The sequence below is a fragment of the Candidatus Nitrospira neomarina genome (genome assembly GCF_032051675.1).
Lineage (GTDB): Bacteria > Nitrospirota > Nitrospiria > Nitrospirales > UBA8639 > Nitrospira_E > Nitrospira_E neomarina.
The window spans coordinates 3442729-3460000 of the sequence record NZ_CP116968.1 but is presented as its reverse complement, the minus strand read 5'-3'; the positions used below and the strand labels follow the sequence as shown (position 1 = coordinate 3460000).

General features: G+C 47.0%; 15 protein-coding genes and 2 rRNA genes (1 of these 17 cut by a window edge). 6 read left to right on the top strand and 11 right to left on the bottom strand.

Going from position 1 to position 17272, the window contains the following annotated elements:
* Together PQG83_RS14875 and rrf are read left to right on the top strand one after the other, a co-directional pair.
* A 23S ribosomal RNA gene (locus PQG83_RS14875) occupies positions 1-1033 on the top strand (it extends 1977 nt beyond the left edge of the window).
* Positions 1034-1134: 101 nt separating this feature from the next.
* Positions 1135-1251 (top strand): 5S ribosomal RNA (gene rrf / locus PQG83_RS14870).
* A 63-nt stretch (positions 1252-1314) separates the two neighbouring features.
* Here rrf and PQG83_RS14865 read toward each other — a convergent pair.
* Positions 1315-1674, bottom strand: coding sequence for an STAS domain-containing protein (locus PQG83_RS14865; protein WP_312742613.1), 360 nt, complete (start codon positions 1672-1674; stop codon positions 1315-1317).
* A 447-nt stretch (positions 1675-2121) separates the two neighbouring features.
* On the opposite strand from PQG83_RS14865, the gene hemL reads away from it, so the two are divergent.
* From hemL to PQG83_RS14845, 4 genes are all read left to right on the top strand, one after another.
* The gene (gene hemL, locus PQG83_RS14860; RefSeq protein WP_312742610.1) at positions 2122-3408 is read left to right on the top strand and encodes a glutamate-1-semialdehyde 2,1-aminomutase; all 1287 of its coding nucleotides are present in this window, start codon (positions 2122-2124) and stop codon (positions 3406-3408) included.
* A gap of 700 nt (positions 3409-4108) precedes the next feature.
* A complete protein-coding gene (locus PQG83_RS14855; protein WP_312742608.1) occupies positions 4109-5617 on the top strand; it encodes an aldehyde dehydrogenase family protein in 1509 nt (502 codons plus the stop codon).
* Positions 5618-5862: 245 nt separating this feature from the next.
* Complete coding sequence (locus PQG83_RS14850; RefSeq protein WP_312742605.1) at positions 5863-6267, top strand: DUF5677 domain-containing protein; 405 nt, start codon at positions 5863-5865, stop codon at positions 6265-6267.
* Between the two features lie 51 nt (positions 6268-6318).
* Positions 6319-6528: a hypothetical protein gene (locus tag PQG83_RS14845; protein ID WP_312742602.1), complete on the top strand. Its 210-nt coding sequence runs from the start codon at positions 6319-6321 to the stop codon at positions 6526-6528.
* Between the two features lie 20 nt (positions 6529-6548).
* Here PQG83_RS14845 and PQG83_RS14840 read toward each other — a convergent pair whose 3' ends face one another.
* The 10 genes from PQG83_RS14840 to PQG83_RS14795 form a co-directional block, all read right to left on the bottom strand.
* Positions 6549-6785, bottom strand: a complete 237-nt coding sequence (locus PQG83_RS14840; protein ID WP_312645330.1) for a hypothetical protein — start codon at positions 6783-6785, stop codon at positions 6549-6551.
* A gap of 304 nt (positions 6786-7089) precedes the next feature.
* A complete protein-coding gene (gene dapB, locus PQG83_RS14835) occupies positions 7090-7893 on the bottom strand; it encodes a 4-hydroxy-tetrahydrodipicolinate reductase (RefSeq protein WP_312742600.1) in 804 nt (267 codons plus the stop codon).
* 12 nt (positions 7894-7905) lie between these two features.
* The gene (gene dapA / locus PQG83_RS14830) at positions 7906-8778 is read right to left on the bottom strand and encodes a 4-hydroxy-tetrahydrodipicolinate synthase (RefSeq protein ID WP_312742598.1); all 873 of its coding nucleotides are present in this window, start codon (positions 8776-8778) and stop codon (positions 7906-7908) included.
* A 99-nt stretch (positions 8779-8877) separates the two neighbouring features.
* Complete coding sequence (gene lysA / locus PQG83_RS14825; RefSeq protein ID WP_312742595.1) at positions 8878-10140, bottom strand: diaminopimelate decarboxylase; 1263 nt, start codon at positions 10138-10140, stop codon at positions 8878-8880.
* The gene (locus PQG83_RS14820) at positions 10133-12010 is read right to left on the bottom strand and encodes a B12-binding domain-containing radical SAM protein (RefSeq protein ID WP_312742592.1); all 1878 of its coding nucleotides are present in this window, start codon (positions 12008-12010) and stop codon (positions 10133-10135) included. Before PQG83_RS14820 ends, lysA begins: the two co-directional genes overlap by 8 nt.
* Positions 12011-12095: 85 nt before the next feature.
* On the bottom strand, positions 12096-12344 hold the full coding sequence (locus PQG83_RS14815) for a hypothetical protein (protein ID WP_312742589.1): 249 nt from the start codon (positions 12342-12344) through the stop codon (positions 12096-12098).
* A gap of 8 nt (positions 12345-12352) precedes the next feature.
* The gene (argH, locus tag PQG83_RS14810) at positions 12353-13840 is read right to left on the bottom strand and encodes an argininosuccinate lyase (protein WP_312742586.1); all 1488 of its coding nucleotides are present in this window, start codon (positions 13838-13840) and stop codon (positions 12353-12355) included.
* Between the two features lie 5 nt (positions 13841-13845).
* Positions 13846-14841 (bottom strand): ornithine carbamoyltransferase, encoded by a 996-nt coding sequence (gene argF, locus PQG83_RS14805; RefSeq protein WP_312742583.1) that lies wholly within the window; start codon positions 14839-14841, stop codon positions 13846-13848.
* 3 nt (positions 14842-14844) lie between these two features.
* Positions 14845-16038, bottom strand: a complete 1194-nt coding sequence (locus PQG83_RS14800; RefSeq protein ID WP_312742580.1) for an acetylornithine transaminase — start codon at positions 16036-16038, stop codon at positions 14845-14847.
* 163 nt (positions 16039-16201) lie between these two features.
* On the bottom strand, positions 16202-17062 hold the full coding sequence (locus PQG83_RS14795; RefSeq protein ID WP_312742578.1) for an acyl-CoA desaturase: 861 nt from the start codon (positions 17060-17062) through the stop codon (positions 16202-16204).
* Between the last annotated feature and the right edge of the window lie 210 nt (positions 17063-17272).

Sequence of the window (17272 nt, the reverse complement as noted above, 5' to 3'; positions counted from 1 at the left end):
AAGGCGAAGCTCCGAATGGAAGCCCCAGTAAACGGCGGCCGTAACTATAACGGTCCTAAGGTAGCGAAATTCCTTGTCGGGTAAGTTCCGACCTGCATGAATGGCATAACGACTGGAGCGCTGTCTCGGGGAGAGACTCAGCGAACTTGTTGTTCCGGTGAAGAAGCCGGGTGCCCGCAACTAGACGGAAAGACCCTGTGCACCTTCACTACAACTTGACATTGGGTGTTGGGCGAGTATGTGTAGGATAGGTGGGAGGCTATGAAGCGGGAGCGCTAGCTTTCGTGGAGCCAACCTTGAAATACCACCCTTGCTTTTCTGACATTCTAACTTGGCCCTGTCATCCAGGGTGAGGACATTGTCTGGTGGGTAGTTTGACTGGGGCGGTCGCCTCCCAAAAGGTAACGGAGGCGCCCAAAGGTTCCCTCAGGCTGGTCGGCAATCAGCCATTGAGTGTAAAGGCAAAAGGGAGCTTGACTGTAAGAGCGACAGCTCAAACAGGGACGAAAGTCGGGCTTAGTGATCCGGTGGTTCTGCGTGGAAGGGCCATCGCTCAACGGATAAAAGGTACGCCGGGGATAACAGGCTGATTTCCCCCAAGAGTTCACATCGACGGGGAAGTTTGGCACCTCGATGTCGACTCATCGCATCCTGGGGCTGAAGCCGGTCCCAAGGGTCGGGCTGTTCGCCCGTTAAAGCGGTACGAGAGTTGGGTTCAGAACGTCGTGAGACAGTTCGGTCCCTATCTGTTGTGGGCGGAGGTGATTTGAGAGGGTCTGTCTCTAGTACGAGAGGACTGAGATGGACGGACCGCTAGTGTGCCGGTTGTCGCGCCAGCGGCAGTGCCGGGTAGCTATGTCCGGTTTAGATAACCGCTGAAAGCATCTAAGCGGGAAGCTAGCCTCAAGATTAGATCACACGGAGGGTAACCTCCCTAAAGGCCACTTGTAGACTACGAGTTTGATAGGCTGGGTGTGGAAGGGCTGTGAGGCCTGAAGCTAACCAGTACTAATCGGCCGTGCGACTTAACAACATTTGTTCTTGATAGACATGGTCTAAGGGAATATGTGAGTTTTATTTAAAAAATCAGCTCAATTAAAAATTTTTAAATTATTCACTATTCGCAAACACTTTCTCGGTGACCTTACCGGAGGGGTACCACCCGTTCCCATTTCGAACACGGAAGTTAAGCCCTCCAGGGCCGATGATACTGCAGCCGTGAGGCTGTGGGAAAGTAGGTCGTTGCCGAGATTAAAATAGGAAAAGCCCAGGGATTTATCATCCCTGGGCTTTTCTATTTCAAAGAAGTCCATACTAAATTGAACATTCATTATAGGCACAGTGTGGGCGATGCATAGCATCATACATGGTATCAAATGTGGGTATGGTATGAGGAATTTTTCCTCGAACAAGTTCATTCCTTACCGAACTAAGTGGGCTTACCAATGAAAATGTACCTGAATTCGCTTGAAGAAATTGCTGCGCAAAAAAAATGAGATTCACCACTTTAGGATCCAAATAGTACAAGGGAGTCAAATTCAATATTAAATGTTGAATACCATGGTTTTGTAATTGTTCAAGCCACTGAATAAATTGTTTTGTGTCACCCTCATCAAATCTTCCAAAACAATCAAGAATTGTTATTTCATTCTTTCTCCGTTGTTCACAATACATCGGTTCATCCCAATATGATTAAAAATTGTTGATTGTTGACGGTATTCTAAAATTTTCGGTCAAATGTTTAAAAAATAAATAGGAAAATTTTGCACTGCAGGTAAGGAATTTGAAGCTATATAGAAAATATATAATTGGAACTGGTCTCGAAATCTTTCTAAGTTTTGAATAGTAAAAGATGGGGGAAATTGGATAGCTGGTTGTTTCTCTGGGAAAAAAGTAGTGGAATGGTTGAAGCTTTGTAAAGTTGGAGTCAGACTGAAGGAGATTAAATAAACGATTCTTAATGATTTTTGGGAGTTATGAATGTTTAAAACAATAAGTTAATTAATTTGTGAATTCTTTGGAAAGATAAGAATTTTTGAAAGTGCTTGGGTAGGTTTTGCTTTTGAGAAGACGGCTCAAATAACCTATTAAATTGATTTTAAAGATAGAGGAAAAAAATTCGTGAAGACAACAAAGTCCCGCGCATTATTTCAACGAGCGAATTCATTTATTCCAGGGGGCGTTAACAGTCCCGTCAGAGCTTTTCGCTCAGTCGGAGGAGATCCCTTATTTATTAAGCAAGCTAAAGGAATAATGTTAGAGGACGTGGATGGCAATGAATTTTTGGATTATGTGTTATCTTGGGGGCCTATGATTCTTGGGCATGCAAATTCGCGGGTATTAAAGGCTATCATCAGTGCGTCGAAACGCGGGACGAGCTTTGGGGCCCCAGCCGAGGGGGAAGTGGAGTTAGCCAAAATTATCATCAAGATGGTTCCCTCAATTGAAAAAGTCCGTCTCGTAAATTCGGGGACGGAAGCCGTTATGAGCGCCATTCGTTTAGCCAGAGCCTACACTAAACGGGATTCAATATTGAAATTCGAGGGCTGCTATCATGGACATGCCGACCATTTGCTCGTTAAAGCCGGATCAGGCGTGGCTACTCTGGGGATACCTGATAGCCCTGGTGTACCAGAATCGTTTGCCCGCCATACACTGACCGCGCCATATAACGACATTAAAACCACCGAAAAACTCATTCATAAACATGCACAAAATTTGGGCGCAATTATTGTAGAGCCTATTGCAGGAAATATGGGCGTGATTCCTCCATCGGATGAATTTCTGCCATGGCTCCGAATGATCACTGAAAAGTACGATATTCTCTTGATTTTCGATGAAGTCATTTCTGGATTTAGAGTTGATCCTGGTGGAGCGCAAGCCCTCTATGAAGTTATACCTGACCTCACGATTTTAGGGAAAATCATCGGGGGAGGCTTGCCCATTGGAGCATATGGAGGCACAAAGGACATTATGCAAATGATTGCCCCGGCTGGTCCGGTGTATCAGGCCGGAACTCTCTCCGGAAATCCAGTGGCAGTGGCTGCTGGATTAGAGACACTCCGAATCCTTCAAACACCTGGAGTCTATAAAGAATTAGAAAAAAGATCCAAAATGTTGGCCGAGGGATTAGGAGAAGCAGCTAAGGAAACAGGGATTCCCTACTATCAAACTCGAGTTGGCTCCATGTTGGGTGGATTCTTTACCGAAGGACCTGTCACTGATTATGCCGAGGCCAAAAAGTCAGACACCGTGCGATACGCAAAATTTTTTCATGGAATGCTCAATCATGGAATATATTTAGCTCCCTCTCAATTTGAAGCCATGTTGCTCTCAACGGCTCATACCAATAGGCACATTCATCAGACGATTGCTGCCGCAGAAAAGGTCTTTCCTACACTAAAATAATCTCTTTATTATTGCATAGCCATAATTTGGTCGGGCGTTTGTATTATTGGTTGCCAAGCCAATCCTCCTCCTGGTTTACCTAACAGCCTTTGCAACCAATGGCGGAAGGATGCCTTTTATCCATTGTCCTGATCGGGAATGGTAAAAAATCCTGCCGGCGTGCTTCTCGCTCTTGGTTGTGCTCACGTATTCCGCCGTACCCTCTGTTTGCCAAAACCGCGACGGGCTTACGGGATGAGTCTTTTTGAGCACCTCATTATTTTTCCTCGTGGGGGAGTTCTGTCACTTAATTAAAAACATATTCAACAGTCCGTGATTGCAAATTCTGGAAACAATTAGCAGGTATATTTAACCCTACTACCTGTCTATACCCTTCTATCGGAAATAATGGAATTTTGTGGAAAAGTTCGCATAATAGGCACGGCATCGTATCACGACCCATTTCAAAAGCCTGCTGAAAAGTGGTTTATTCTAAGACACCGAAGGACAACCTAACGGACTAAGGTTTGCGCTAGATATTGAATCGTCGTCATAATAGGAGGTAGTTCTGAATTCTTGGAGTCATGGGTGAAGTCGACGTCAAGAAGGAAGCCAGCGACGATATCAGATTTTCAACCCCCTTATGTTTTTAAGGCAACTCATAGGCCTGGTTCTTGAAATCCGATACAGATGATTTTTTCTGAAAAAAAGGAGGTACCCAATGAGTATGGCGACTTCAACTGAACGGCTTCATCCGGCTGTCCATTCTTATGTGTCCCATCCACGAAAAATGCTGATTAATGGTCAGTGGGTTAACGCCCAATCAGGCAAAACATTTTCCACGTTTAATCCTGCAACGGGTGAAGTAATGGCGGAGGTGGCGGAAGGCGATAAGGCTGATATTGATCTTGCCGTGAAATCTGCGAGAAAGGCCTTCGAACAAGGCCCATGGCGAAAGATGACGCCGTCTGACCGCGGCAAACTCCTATGGCGGTTGGCGGACCTTCTGGAGTCGAATATAGAAGAATTTGCTCAATTAGAGTCTTTGGATAACGGCAAGCCGTTAACCATTGCGCGGGCAGCAGACGTGCCATTGGCTGTTGATTTGTTTAGATACATGTCGGGATGGGCAACAAAAATTGAGGGCAATTCCATTCCCATTTCGGTTCCCTATATGCCTGGGTCTCAATTCCTGGCCTATACCCTTCGTGAGCCGGTTGGTGTTGTCGGCCAAATTATTCCCTGGAATTTTCCTCTGTTAATGGCGGCATGGAAACTTGGCCCGGCGTTGGCTGTGGGATGTACTATAGTGATGAAACCGGCCGAACAAACACCTTTGTCCGCGTTGCGTTTGGGAGAATTGTTCATGGAGGCAGGATTTCCCGAAGGAGTCGTGAACATTGTTCCCGGCTATGGGGAAACCGCAGGTGCGACCTTAGCTGCGCATCCAGATGTGGATAAAATTGCATTTACTGGATCGACCGAAGTTGGCAAACTTATTGTGAATGCTGCAACAGGGAATCTTAAAAAAGTCACATTGGAACTTGGTGGCAAGTCACCAAGTGTCGTCTTGCCGGATGCTGATCTGGAAACGGGAATACCCGGAGTAGCGAGTGCGATTTTCTTTAATCATGGGCAATGTTGCGCTGCCGGCTCACGGCTGTATGTAGAAAAGAGCATTTTTGATAAGGTCGTGGCAGGGGTTGCCGATCAAGCCAAACAAATTAAGATAGGACCGGGACTTGATCCTACCACTCAAATGGGGCCGTTAGTATCTGATGAACAACAACACCGTGTCCTGGGATATTTGGAGTCGGGGTTTGCCGAAGGTGCTCAAGCGGTTGCGGGGGGGAAACGGTCTGGAGACAAAGGGTATTTCGTTGAACCGACCGTCTTGGTCAATACCAACTCAACCATGAAGGTTATTCAAGAAGAAATTTTTGGCCCTGTGGTGTGTGCTGAACCCTTTGCCGACGTGGAAGATGTGATTGCCAAGGCTAATAATAATATCTATGGTTTGGCAGCAGCTGTCTGGACGAAAGATTTGAGTAAGGGGCATCGCATTGCCGCGCAATTACGGGCTGGAACAGTTTGGATTAATTGTCATAACGTTTTTGATGCGTCACTCCCGTTTGGCGGATACAAACAATCCGGCTGGGGGCGGGAAATGGGACACGAGGCGTTGGATCTCTATACCGAAGTTAAATCCGTCTGTGCCAAACTTGCCTAAAATCCGGGCCATATAATCTGCTTGAACTTCGCGGAGTTTTCCAATAAAGCCCTTGGATAAATTATCGAAATTAGAAGGGAAGTAGATGGTGAATTATTACGGGAGGGTCGCTTGATGAGCCTTGACGATCAGGTTTTCTCTCACCGGAAATAGAGAAATATCGCGAGGAGATTCGGGCAAAAAATCATCTCTCTTTTTAATTAGTCGAAGACCTCAATGGGTTTGGTCAGCAAACAAAATATCGTTTGGAAATCCATAATCGTGATGGGCAAGAGCTTTTTGCCGCTTGTTTGTTGATCAAATTACTCAATGATGTCCAAGCAGCAGTGATTCTTTTTGAAAAAGGATTGGTATCGCAAGGATGTTCGATGTTAAGAGTTGCGCTGGAAAGTCTAATCGTGTTGGGGAAGATTTGTGAATCTTATGAATTTGTTCATGCATATGCCAAAATTGGTGAAAAGGACAGATTGAAGCTGGTTCGGTCGATTAGAAGCGCATCTACGAATGTATTCCATGACATTAAACTGGAACTAACGGATGAACTCATAAAGAAAATTGAAGAGGCGTTAGAGGGAAAAGAATGTACTAGCAATAAAGAGCAATGGGCAAGAGATATAAACCTTCACCATCTTTATGTTGGTGCTTATTGATCGTTTTCCCAGGACGTTCACTCATCCCCTGGATCTCTTGATGAGTTATTCATGAAAAGCGAAGGAAGTGAAGTCATTGGTTTTGAATGGGGGCCAAACAGAGACGTAAGCTTGCGGGTTGAATTACTGGAAGCCTCAAGATACCTAATTTATGGGATGTTGTTTATTAATAAGCTTTTCGAACTCAATATTGATGAACAATTGAAAGATTTTGACCATCAATATAAGAAACTAGATGCGTTGGCAATAGAAAGGTCTTAAATGGGACATTTATTGGCTCTCTATTCATCATCGTCTTCTTCGTCTTCGGCGTCGATGGCGGCTTGGCGCATCTGTTCTTCCATGGCATTGTGGATGAGCATCCTGAGAAACATAGAAATAACTGAGCCTTTTTCCAGCGTTCCACCTGGAGGAATGGCAATTTTTCCTTCTTCCACCATTTTATCCAACCATTTTTTCTGATCCGGGGTCACATGAACCGGAATCTCCACCAGAGGAATCTTTCCAAAAATATCCATTATAGCCAGTCTCCTTTTTACATTTACCTGATATATTTACGCTAATCCCTTACCTCGTCCGATGAGATTCAAAGCGAAGTGCGATGAGTGAATGTGGTCCTTGAATCTCTTTCGATAAGACCACGTGCTCTTCGGCTTTGTCAATGAAAGAATTGTGTATCGATAGGAAAAATGGAGTCTTTTAGGCCAGGATAAGTAGGTGCTCGATTGAATGGCTTGGAGACATGGGAGAGAAGAGGTCTCATGCAATTGTTGTTGAGGAGGGATACCTTTATAGCGGATAAATTCAGGAAGTTGATTTGTTTTAGGATAAGCCTAAAACGTCGGCCATGGAATAGAGGCCAGGTGGTTTTTGGGCTACCCATTCAGCTGCCCGGAGCGCGCCTTGGGCAAAGGTATCGCGAGTATGGGCCCGGTGGGTTATTTCAATGCGTTCTCCTGGTCCCCCCAATAAAATTGTGTGATCGCCAACAATATCTCCTGCGCGGATGGTTTGCATGCCAATTTCACGAGTTTTCCGTTCGCCGGTCATACCGTGTCGTGTATAGACGCCTACTTCTTGTAAATCCCATTCCATGCCTTCTGCCAGAGCTTCAGCCAGTTTTAGAGCGGTTCCGCTGGGGGCATCCTTTTTCTTATTGTGATGGGCTTCGATTACTTCGATGTTGTACTGCTCACCTAAAGATCTGGCGATTTTCCCGATGGTGCTGAGGAGCACATTGATCCCTACACTCATGTTTGGGGAAAACACACAGGGGATTTTGAGAGCGAATGTTTTAAGTTGGGCCAATTCTTGATCAGTGAATCCGGTAGTTCCAATGACCATAGCCTTGGTGGATTTGACGACATGCTGGAGATTGGCCAGACAGGATGAAGGAGCCGTGAAGTCGACCACCACATCACCCTGTGAGAGACAGGTTTGGAGATCGTCGGTGATCGGAATGTTTACTTTTCCGATTTGGGCGACTTCGCCGGCATCTTTTCCAATAGCGGGATGCCCTTTTACTTCGACTGCTCCGGAAAGCTGTAGTCCAGGGGTGCCCTGAGTTAATGCGACTAATCGCATGCCCATTCGACCGGCCGCGCCGGTAATGATCGTTCGAATCATGCGTTCTTTTCCTCAGAGTACTCCGGCTTGTTGCAAAGCATCTTGGAGTGCTGGTCGAAATTCCGCAGCAAGTGGTGTAAGCGGCAGTCGAACTTCTTCTGACATTTTTCCCATCATGGCCAGAGCCGCTTTTACAGGAATGGGATTAGTCTCCAAAAATAATGCTCCAAATAAAGGAGAAAGTTTGTAGTGAAGGAGTCTAGCTGTTTCGTAGTCACCTTTTAGTGCGGCGTTCACCATGTTTGCCATGTCAGTCGGGGCGACGTTGGCGGTGACGGTGATCACGCCTTTCCCGCCGAGGGCGATCATCGGGAGTGTCAAGGGATCATCGCCTGAGAGCACAAGGAAGCCAGGTCGGGATTGTTGTATAATTTCGGACACCTGTTGGAGAGATCCACTGCCTTCCTTGATGCCAATAATATTTTGAATTTCCGACAGGCGGCTCACCGTGGTCGGTAACATGTTAATGCTGGTCCGCCCTGGAATATTGTAAAGAATCTGGGGTAAGTTGACGGCTTTAGCGATGGCGGAGAAATGACGAAAAAGCCCTTCCTGTGTGGGCTTATTGTAATACGGCGTGATGAGCAAAGCCCCATCGGCACCCACGGCTTTGGCATGTTTCGTAAAAGTAATGGCTTCATCGGTAGAGTTTGAACCTGTTCCGGCAATGACAGGAACCCGCTTATTCACCACTTCCACGGTGAATGAAACGACCCGTTCATGCTCTTCCGGGGTCAAGGTGGCTGATTCGCCTGTCGTCCCACAAGGTACAATGCCATGGGTCCCAAAAGAAATTTGGGATTCAATGAGATCGGCCATGGCCTTTTCATCAAATTTTCCCTTCGAGAATGGAGTGACAATAGCGACTAACGAACCGCTGAACATAATTCTGACCTCAATCTTTTGGTGTAGGGAATTTTTGTGTTTGTCACGACAAACCGGCGAACGCCTTGGCGAATCAATACAAGACTTTAAATGGAAAAATCAATTCGAGAAGGATTCTGAAATGGTTTCGCCTCGAATGAGGTCCTCATAGCTTTCTCGTTTTCGAATGACTGTAATGTCCTTCCCTTTTACAAGCACCTCGGGGACGCGTGGCCGGGAATTATAATTTGAAGCCATTGTAAATCCATACGCTCCGGCACTCATAACGGCCAGGAGATCTCCAGGTTGAGAATGGGGCATTTTTCGATCTTTTGCTAAAAAATCTCCTGATTCGCAAATGGGTCCAACTACATCAACAGTGTTGACTGCGGATGACTCTTTTTTTAAGACCGGCTGAATATCGTGGTGAGCATCATATAAGCTTGGTCGTAACAGATCATTCATTGCGGCATCGACAATCACAAAATGCTTGTCCGCGCTTTCCTTGTTATACAGCACTTTCGTCACCAAGATGCCCGCATTCCCTACAATAGACCGGCCCGGTTCCATAATAATCTGGCATGAGACGGATTGTAGCAACGGGGAAATAGCTTCAGCCAGCTCTTTGGGATGGGGAGGCGTTTCGTCCGAGTAGGTAATACCAAGTCCTCCGCCGATGTTGAGATATTGAATGTGGACACCTTTGGATTGCAGTGTTTGAATTAAGGTGATCGCTTTTTTTAAGGCATCAACAAATGGGGTGACCTGGGTTAATTGGGAACCAATGTGTGAGTGAACGCCTACTACTTCAATGTGAGGAAGATTCCCTGCTGCGTCAAATTCTTCAAGTGCCCGGTCCGCTCCAATTCCGAATTTGCTTTTTTTTAATCCGGTAGAAATGTACGGATGGGTTTTGGGATCAATATCCGGATTGATGCGTAACGCCACTTTGGCGCGAAGACCCATGGAGCCAGCGACCTCATTGATCTGCTGCAATTCACCTGGAGATTCAACATTGAACATCAGAATATCTGATTCCAATGCATATTGAATTTCTTCCTTGGATTTGCCGACCCCGGCAAAGACAATTTTGTTGGGCGCCATTCCGGCTGTTAACGCGCGGAAAAGTTCTCCACCAGACACGATGTCTGCGCCACACCCTTCCTTGGCGAGGAGACGTAAGACGGTTAGATTCGAATTGGCTTTCATGGCAAAAGCCACGATATGTGGAATGGCATTGAAGGCTTGATCAAAAGCATGAAAATGTCGAATCAATGTCCGATGGCTATAAATGTAACAGGGAGTCCCTACCTGTTCCGTAATGTGGCGAATGGAGACCTCCTCACAGAATAATTCGTCTCCCTGGTAGTGAAAGTCATGCATGCTGGGTATCCTCATCAAACAGGTCCAAATTTTCAAGAGCGATTTCGGAAACAATGGATTGAAAGGCTTCTTTTAAGTTTCGATATCGTAATTTTGTGTGTGGGGTGATGGCTCGAAGAATTTCCCCATCAAATAACGTGTAAATAGCTTTCGGAGTCGCATGTTTTATATGCTCAAAGTTGACTACGATGTCCATTTTGGCCTCACGTCCAGCTTGTGTAATCCTTTTCAAGAGCTCTTTGGCATTGAGGTGGTCTAATGTTCCCTCCAGATCAATGAACAAAGCCGCAAAGGCATCGTGACGACGAGCTTTCATTTTCAAACAGAGCTCCTGGGGTTTGGAATCAGGAGATAGTTGAGGGTGAAGAGCGTTAGGAACGAGTTGGTGCGTTTCACAGGTCGGGAGTTTGGTTTGCAGATTTTTTAAGACTTTAGCCAGAGGGGATAGAGCGCCTTTGGGTGTGGTGCGGTAGATCAATTTTCGAAATTCCCAATTCATTTCAAGCCGGGGAATCAGTCGTTGGCTCTTATGCCCCATGCGATTCCAAATGCAGGGCCAGGAATAAAACTGGTGGTTGGCCCAGAAAAACCCTTCCTGTAATTGCTCCGCTGACATGCGTTTGGGTGTGTATACCACATGCTTGCCGTCATACTTCGACCAGTCCTGATCAATGATCCGGCCTTCCCGCTTAAAGCGTTCGAATAAAGCCGTCCCTGGAAGGGGGGTCAACACATTAAAATAGGCCAATTCGACTTTGTTTCTTGTCAAAAATTCTACGGCGGTTTCGAATACCGATTCGTCATCATTATCAAATCCAAACACGAGGCCGGGATTCACCATGATGCCATGGTCATGAAACATTTTAATTTGATTTTCAAATTTCCGCACCTGATTGAATCCTTTGTTCGTTTCATCGAGCGAATCATCCGACAACGATTCCATTCCGACAAAAACCGATACACAACCGCTATCGGCAGCCAATCGTACCATTTCAGGATCATCCCCAAGAAAGAGAGTGGACTGACAGCCCCATTTAATGTTGAGGGATTTCAGGGCCTGCCATAACTCACGGCAGTAGGCACGATGACTATTGTGCAGGTCATCCACAAAAGCAACAATCGAACCTTCTTCCAGCCCTACCCAAATTTTCAGGGAGGTTGTTAAGGCGTGGAACAGTGACCCACGGGTCATTCGTTCAATAATGTCCGATCGCAGCCATTCTTTGGCTCTTTTCAGCTCTTCAATGACTTCGGGAACGGGTCGGCGTCGAGTTGTTTTGCCATTAAATGGGGAAACGCTGCAAAACTCGCAATCAAAATGACATCCTCGCGTCGTGAAGGTGCAAAGCCTGGTCATATAAGAATCCGGGCTGAGCAATTCAATACGCGGGGGTTTGTAATGACTCAAGGTTGGAAATTGGTCCATGCGATAGATTCGTTTCAAGGACCCGGTTTCGATGTCGGTGATGACTTGAGGCCAAAGGTCTTCAGCTTCCCCGCAGACAATGGCGTCACAATGGCGAAGGGCTTCATCCGGGCAATAGGTGGGGTGCACTCCTCCGAGAATAACGGGTTTCCCACGTCGACGAAATTCATCCGCGATTTCATAGGCTCTCGGGGCATAACATGTCATGATGGATATTCCAACCACATTACAGGGAGTCTCAAAATCGATATCCCTTACGGCTTCGTCCACGATTTCGACATCCCATGTTGTTGGAGTATAGGCGGCAATCGCTGGTAGGCTGAGTTTCGGAAACCAGATCGACCGGCGTTCGCTAGCCGTCATACGATAGGGATTATTTCGTGGATAGGGATCAAGCAACAGAAGTTTGGGACGAATTTCACCGTGAGTGAGAGAGGTATCCATTCTTTTAACCTCCACAAACAGTTAGAGAGACTGTGGAGGACCTCATTGTACCTTGTGAGGTTCTCCCTGGACAAATCCCTGTGTATTATCGGGTATCGATAGGATACACGGTGGGTAATTCCACTGCCTCTTCCAGTGGTACATTCAGGGGGTCCTGGGCAAAGTCCCCCTCTGTTTTGGCCTGATCTTGCTGTTGCTTGAGTCTCTTGGCTTCAATGCCAACTTTTTCTGGGGGAATGGGAGGGCCTACTGCTCCGCAACCTGAGGAGAAGAAAAGCGCCAGTATGCAAAAAATATTGAAATACCTGGTAGGCGTCCTAAAGATTTGTCTCATGCCGTTCACTATTTCTTCATCGAACGTTTCATTTCGGCCTGTAATGATTTTTTCCAACCCTTGATCTGTTTTGTGACTTGGGCTGTAGCGGTGCCACCTATAATGTTTTTATTGTTAATCGCAGCTTCGGGAGTTAAAACCTGAAATGCCTTGGCGTCAAAAGATGAGGAGGCATTCAGTAAATCCTGTTGGGTGAGTTGTCCCAAATCCTTCCCTTTCGCTAAACACTCCCGTACCAGACTTCCCACCACGTGATGGGATTCACGGAAAGGCATCCCCTTTTTCACCAGATAGTCCGCCAATTCCGTGGCAAGCAGAAAACCCTGAGACACCGCTTCTTTCATAGGCTCAGGTCGTATAGATAGTTGGGCCAGGAGTTCCGCGTAAATATTAACCGATATCGTCACGGTATCCAATGTGTCAAACAACGGTTCTTTGTCTTCCTGAAGGTCCCGATTGTAACTGAGAGGCAATCCTTTTAAAGTGGTCAGGAGGCTGAACAAATGCCCATAGACCTGGCCGGTTTTTCCTCGGATCAGTTCAGGGACGTCTGGGTTTTTTTTCTGTGGCATCATACTGCTGCCTGTACAAAATCCGTCGGGAAGATCTATGAAGTGGAATTCTTGTGATGACCATAAAATCAGCTCCTCACTTAAACGAGAGAGGTGCATCATTACGATGGCGCAAGCGCTAAGCACTTCAATTACGAAATCTCGGTCAGACACGGCATCCAGGCTATTCTGGGTCACGCAAGGGAAATGTAATAAGGAAGCGGTATAGTGTCGGTCGATCGGGTAATTGTTTCCGGCTAGTGCACCGGAACCTAACGGCATAACGTTAATTCGAACCAAGGCATCCTGGAGACGTCCTTTGTCCCGCTCAACCATTTCCACGTAGGCTAGGGCGTGATGTGAAAAGAGAACAGGCTGGGCCCTCTGTAAATGTGTATACCCCGGCATCATCACGCCCATATACCGCTCAGCGAGCGCCACGAGCGATTGTTGAAGTACACGAAGATCATTGCTCAAGTGTTGGAGGGTATCCCTGAGGTAGAGTCGAAGATCCAGGGTGACTTGATCATTCCGGCTTCGGCCGGTGTGGAGTTTCCCGCCAACTGGCCCAATGAGCTCAGTCAGACGCCGTTCAATGCTCATGTGCACATCTTCATCTTCGGTCTTCCATTGATGGCGGCCGGCGCGAATGTCATCCCGAATGGTCAGGAGTCCTCGAATAATGGTTTGGCATTCTCGCTGTGGCAAGACCTTAGCCCGTTGTAACGTTTTACAGTGGGCAATGCTGCCTTCAATGTCGTATTCATATAGGCGACGATCAACATTGATCGAGGCAGTGAACGTTTCCACTAGTTGATGTGTTTGACCTTGAAAACGCCCTCCCCAGAGTTTTTGATCTCCGGGTTTTTGTTGCGGCTTTGGTTGGGGAGATCCTGAAGAACGGGATCGGGTGTTGAGAGAGGTCGCGCCGGCGCGTTTCTTCATGAAGGCTATCTTCCTAACCATTGAAGCAAAATAGCTTTTTGGATGTGTAGGCGGTTTTCGGCTTGATCCAGAACGACTGATTGTGGGCCGTCCAGCACGTCTTCGGTTATTTCCTCTCCCCGATGGGCCGGCAGGCAATGCATGAGGAGGGCATCGGGTTTTGCCTGCTGCATGAGTCTCCCGTTGACTTGATAGGGCGCCAGAGCTTCCATGCGTGGTTCCTGCTGGTGTTCCTGGCCCATGCTGATCCACACATCTGTATAGATCACATCAGCGTCCGTTGCGGCAATGTTAGGATCGTGGGTAATTTCAATTCTGGCACCTGTTTGTTCGCCTTCTTTTTGTGCCGCCTCAACGATGCGGGGATCAGGTTCATAGCCTTTTGGGCATCCTACGATCACGTGCATGCCGACCTTTGCCCCGATCTCGATGAGGGAGTGTGTGATATTGTTTCCGTCTCCAATGTATGCCAGCTTTAAGCCTTTCGCGTGGCCCCTGTGTTCGACAATAGTCAAAAGATCAGCTAATGCCTGGCAGGGGTGACAATCGTCCGTTAATCCATTGATGACAGGAATTGAGGTATGTCGGGCCCATTCTTCTAGGGAGGCTTGGTTGAATGTCCTTACGACGAGTCCATCCAAATATCGCGTGAGAACTTTTGCCGTATCGGCTAAACTTTCTCCACGGCTCAATTGGATTTTTTCTGACGCTAGAAAAATGGCTTGTCCACCAAGTTGATTCATCCCGGCTTCGAAGGAAACCCTAGTTCGTGTAGAGGGTTTTTCAAAAATGAGACCCAACGTTTTGCCCTTCAAAGGAAAGGTGGAGCGCCCCTGTCTTCGGGCAGCCTTCATCTTTTGCGCAAGAGCAACTAAATGGTGAATCGTATCCCTGGGAATATCGGCCACGGTAAGCAGGTCCTTGGGAAGGGCCGTCCTCTTCTTGCGCGGTGCGGAAGGGGTGGATTTTCGGGTACGAGAAGGCTGGCTTGGTGACGACATGATTTATCGATGTTTGGAAAGAACGTCCGAAAGGACGGACAGGAGTCGATCAATCTGGGCATTACTGATAATCAAGGGAGGCACAAATCGGAGGACCTTTCCCATAGTGCAGTTGATTAGGACCCGTCGCTCAAGGCATTCCAGGACGAGAGGTTTTCCGTCAATGGTTAATTCTAAACCCTGGAGGAGGCCCATGCCGCGGACCTCATGAATGCAGGAGAATTGTTCTTTCAGGGAGCCAAGTCCTTTGGCTAAATAGCGACCGGCAACCAGCCCTTGTTCAAGTTTTCCGCCTTCAATGAGGAGTTCTAAGACTTTTAAGGCTACTGCGCAGGCTAAAGGGTTGCCTCCAAATGTGGAGGCATGGGTGCCTGGTTCAAATGCCGCTGCGACGTTGTCGGTAGCTAGGCAGGCTCCAATGGGGAGACCCCCCCCCAAGCCTTTGGCCAACGTCATAATGTCGGGTCGAATTCCGAACTGCTCATAAGCAAATAACGTCCCTGTACGACCCATTCCGGTTTGGACTTCATCAAAAATCAGAAGAATTTGTTTGTCTGTGCAGAACTCTCGAAGTGCCTTCAGATAGGAGGGATGGGGAACCATAATCCCACCCTCAGCCTGAATGGGTTCTAACATCACAGCTGCCGTTTGGGGAGTTATATTGGCTTTCAAGCCTTCCAGATCATTGAATGGAACGTATCGAAAGCCAGGAACAAGCGGTCCAAACCCTTCTTGTAATTTTGGCTGGCCGGTTGCAGTGAGACTCGCCAATGTTCGTCCATGAAAGGAATTCACCATGGTCAAAATTTCAAACCGTTCCGGACCAAAGGTGTTGTGTGCATACCTCCTGGCTAACTTTATAGCGGCCTCGTTGGCCTCTGTCCCGCTATTACAAAAGAATACTTTGTCCGCAAAGGACAGTTTCACCAGCTTTTCGGCTAGTCTGGTTTGGGGTTCGGTATAAAACAGGTTGGAGGTATGAATCAGTTGCCGGGCTTGTCGCGTGATGGTCTCCACAAGATCCGGTTGGGCATGGCCTAGGATATTGACGGCAATCCCCGCGAGACAATCGAGATATTCCCGGCCTTCGGCATCATACACCAGACATCCATTTCCTCGAACAAGGGAAATGGGTAGTCGGGTATAGGTATTCATCAGAAATCTACCCGTATTTTGTTGAAGTTCACTTGTAATCATATTGTCAAAAACCCGCGTGAATGCAGGCGAATTTATCACACGACTTCTCAGGTGCGCAATAATGAGATGTGTGAGAGATTGGCCGGATAACTAAAAAGCAGGAGAGGAGGCTCCGTCCGAGAGTCTAATCCAGACCGGAGGAGCCTCTATATGCTAAATGTCGTTACGGCTGGTTAGGAGACTGGCGCCGAAGATCATAGGCTAAGCCTAATTTGCTCAGCGTCCATATAAGCCACTTGGATGGATCGAAATTGTACCAGCGAATCCCATTTCGATAGTCACTTTGATACATATGATGATAGTTGTGATATCCCTCCCCAAATGTGAGTAATGATATCCACCAACTATCTCGGCTCGAATCAGCTGTTCCATGGGGTTGATCACCCCAGATATGGCAAATGGAATTAATGAAGAATGTTGAATTGAGAACAAAGAACGTACGTGCAAGTCCAGCCAGGAGGAAGCACCCGATAGCTCCAATCCACCCATTGTATAAAAATCCTACGACGAATGGCAGCACAAGTCCAGACAAAAGAATGGGAAGGTAATATTTGTCCTGCCACAATATCAGAGGATCCTGCAGAAGGCGGGTGGCATATTTGGGGTCACGATTGGGATCCTTCCAGAAAATCCAGCCACAATGGCTGTGCCAAAAGCCCAGTGTGGCGTTATAGGGGTCTTCTTTTTGGTCGCACCGAGCATGGTGCCTAATATGGTCGCTGGCCCATTTTAACGCTGAGTTTTCCAACGCCATACCGCCTGCGATTAAGAATGTGGCTTTGATCCAATTTGGGCACTTAAAGCTCCTATGGGTAATTAACCGGTGATAGCCTACAGTAATTCCTAATCCTGTAAATAGGTAAAGCATGACAAACATAGTCCAGTCTACCCAGGAGAAATCGTAAAAATAGGCATACAATGGGAGCCCGACCAGTGTGGTCAATACAATTGTCCCAAATAGAATCATTGTGGGGTAATCTCGTTGTGGAGTTCCGGCTAATGAGGGGTCTAACGTTCGTGACATAGCTGTCTAAGTCCTCTTATATCTCTAGTCACCTAAGAGCATGTTCCCCATGACTAGATGGGAAATTCAACGGTGATAGATTTGTTGGTGAAATAAAAACCTTAGGCTTGAAATCTCTTTTACATATACGAAAGTGGGTTATTGAAACCGACTAACACGGGACTTGATTTTCCCGTGTAAAAGAGTGGTTTGAGAGTTTAATGTACCAAT

Excerpts from the sequence above, each read along its gene's own strand:
- PQG83_RS14865 (WP_312742613.1), bottom strand. The coding sequence starts at position 1,674 with ATGTATTGTGAACAACGGAGAAAGAATGAAATAACAATTCTTGATTGT.
- PQG83_RS14855 (WP_312742608.1), top strand. The coding sequence starts at position 4,109 with ATGAGTATGGCGACTTCAACTGAACGGCTTCATCCGGCTGTCCATTCT.
- PQG83_RS14845 (WP_312742602.1), top strand. The coding sequence starts at position 6,319 with ATGAAAAGCGAAGGAAGTGAAGTCATTGGTTTTGAATGGGGGCCAAAC.
- PQG83_RS14840 (WP_312645330.1), bottom strand. The coding sequence starts at position 6,785 with ATGGATATTTTTGGAAAGATTCCTCTGGTGGAGATTCCGGTTCATGTG.
- dapB (WP_312742600.1), bottom strand. The coding sequence starts at position 7,893 with ATGATTCGAACGATCATTACCGGCGCGGCCGGTCGAATGGGCATGCGA.
- dapA (WP_312742598.1), bottom strand. The coding sequence starts at position 8,778 with ATGTTCAGCGGTTCGTTAGTCGCTATTGTCACTCCATTCTCGAAGGGA.
- lysA (WP_312742595.1), bottom strand. The coding sequence starts at position 10,140 with ATGCATGACTTTCACTACCAGGGAGACGAATTATTCTGTGAGGAGGTC.
- PQG83_RS14820 (WP_312742592.1), bottom strand. The coding sequence starts at position 12,010 with ATGGATACCTCTCTCACTCACGGTGAAATTCGTCCCAAACTTCTGTTG.
- PQG83_RS14815 (WP_312742589.1), bottom strand. The coding sequence starts at position 12,344 with ATGAGACAAATCTTTAGGACGCCTACCAGGTATTTCAATATTTTTTGC.
- argH (WP_312742586.1), bottom strand. The coding sequence starts at position 13,840 with ATGAAGAAACGCGCCGGCGCGACCTCTCTCAACACCCGATCCCGTTCT.
- argF (WP_312742583.1), bottom strand. The coding sequence starts at position 14,841 with ATGTCGTCACCAAGCCAGCCTTCTCGTACCCGAAAATCCACCCCTTCC.
- PQG83_RS14800 (WP_312742580.1), bottom strand. The coding sequence starts at position 16,038 with ATGATTACAAGTGAACTTCAACAAAATACGGGTAGATTTCTGATGAAT.
- PQG83_RS14795 (WP_312742578.1), bottom strand. The coding sequence starts at position 17,062 with ATGTCACGAACGTTAGACCCCTCATTAGCCGGAACTCCACAACGAGAT.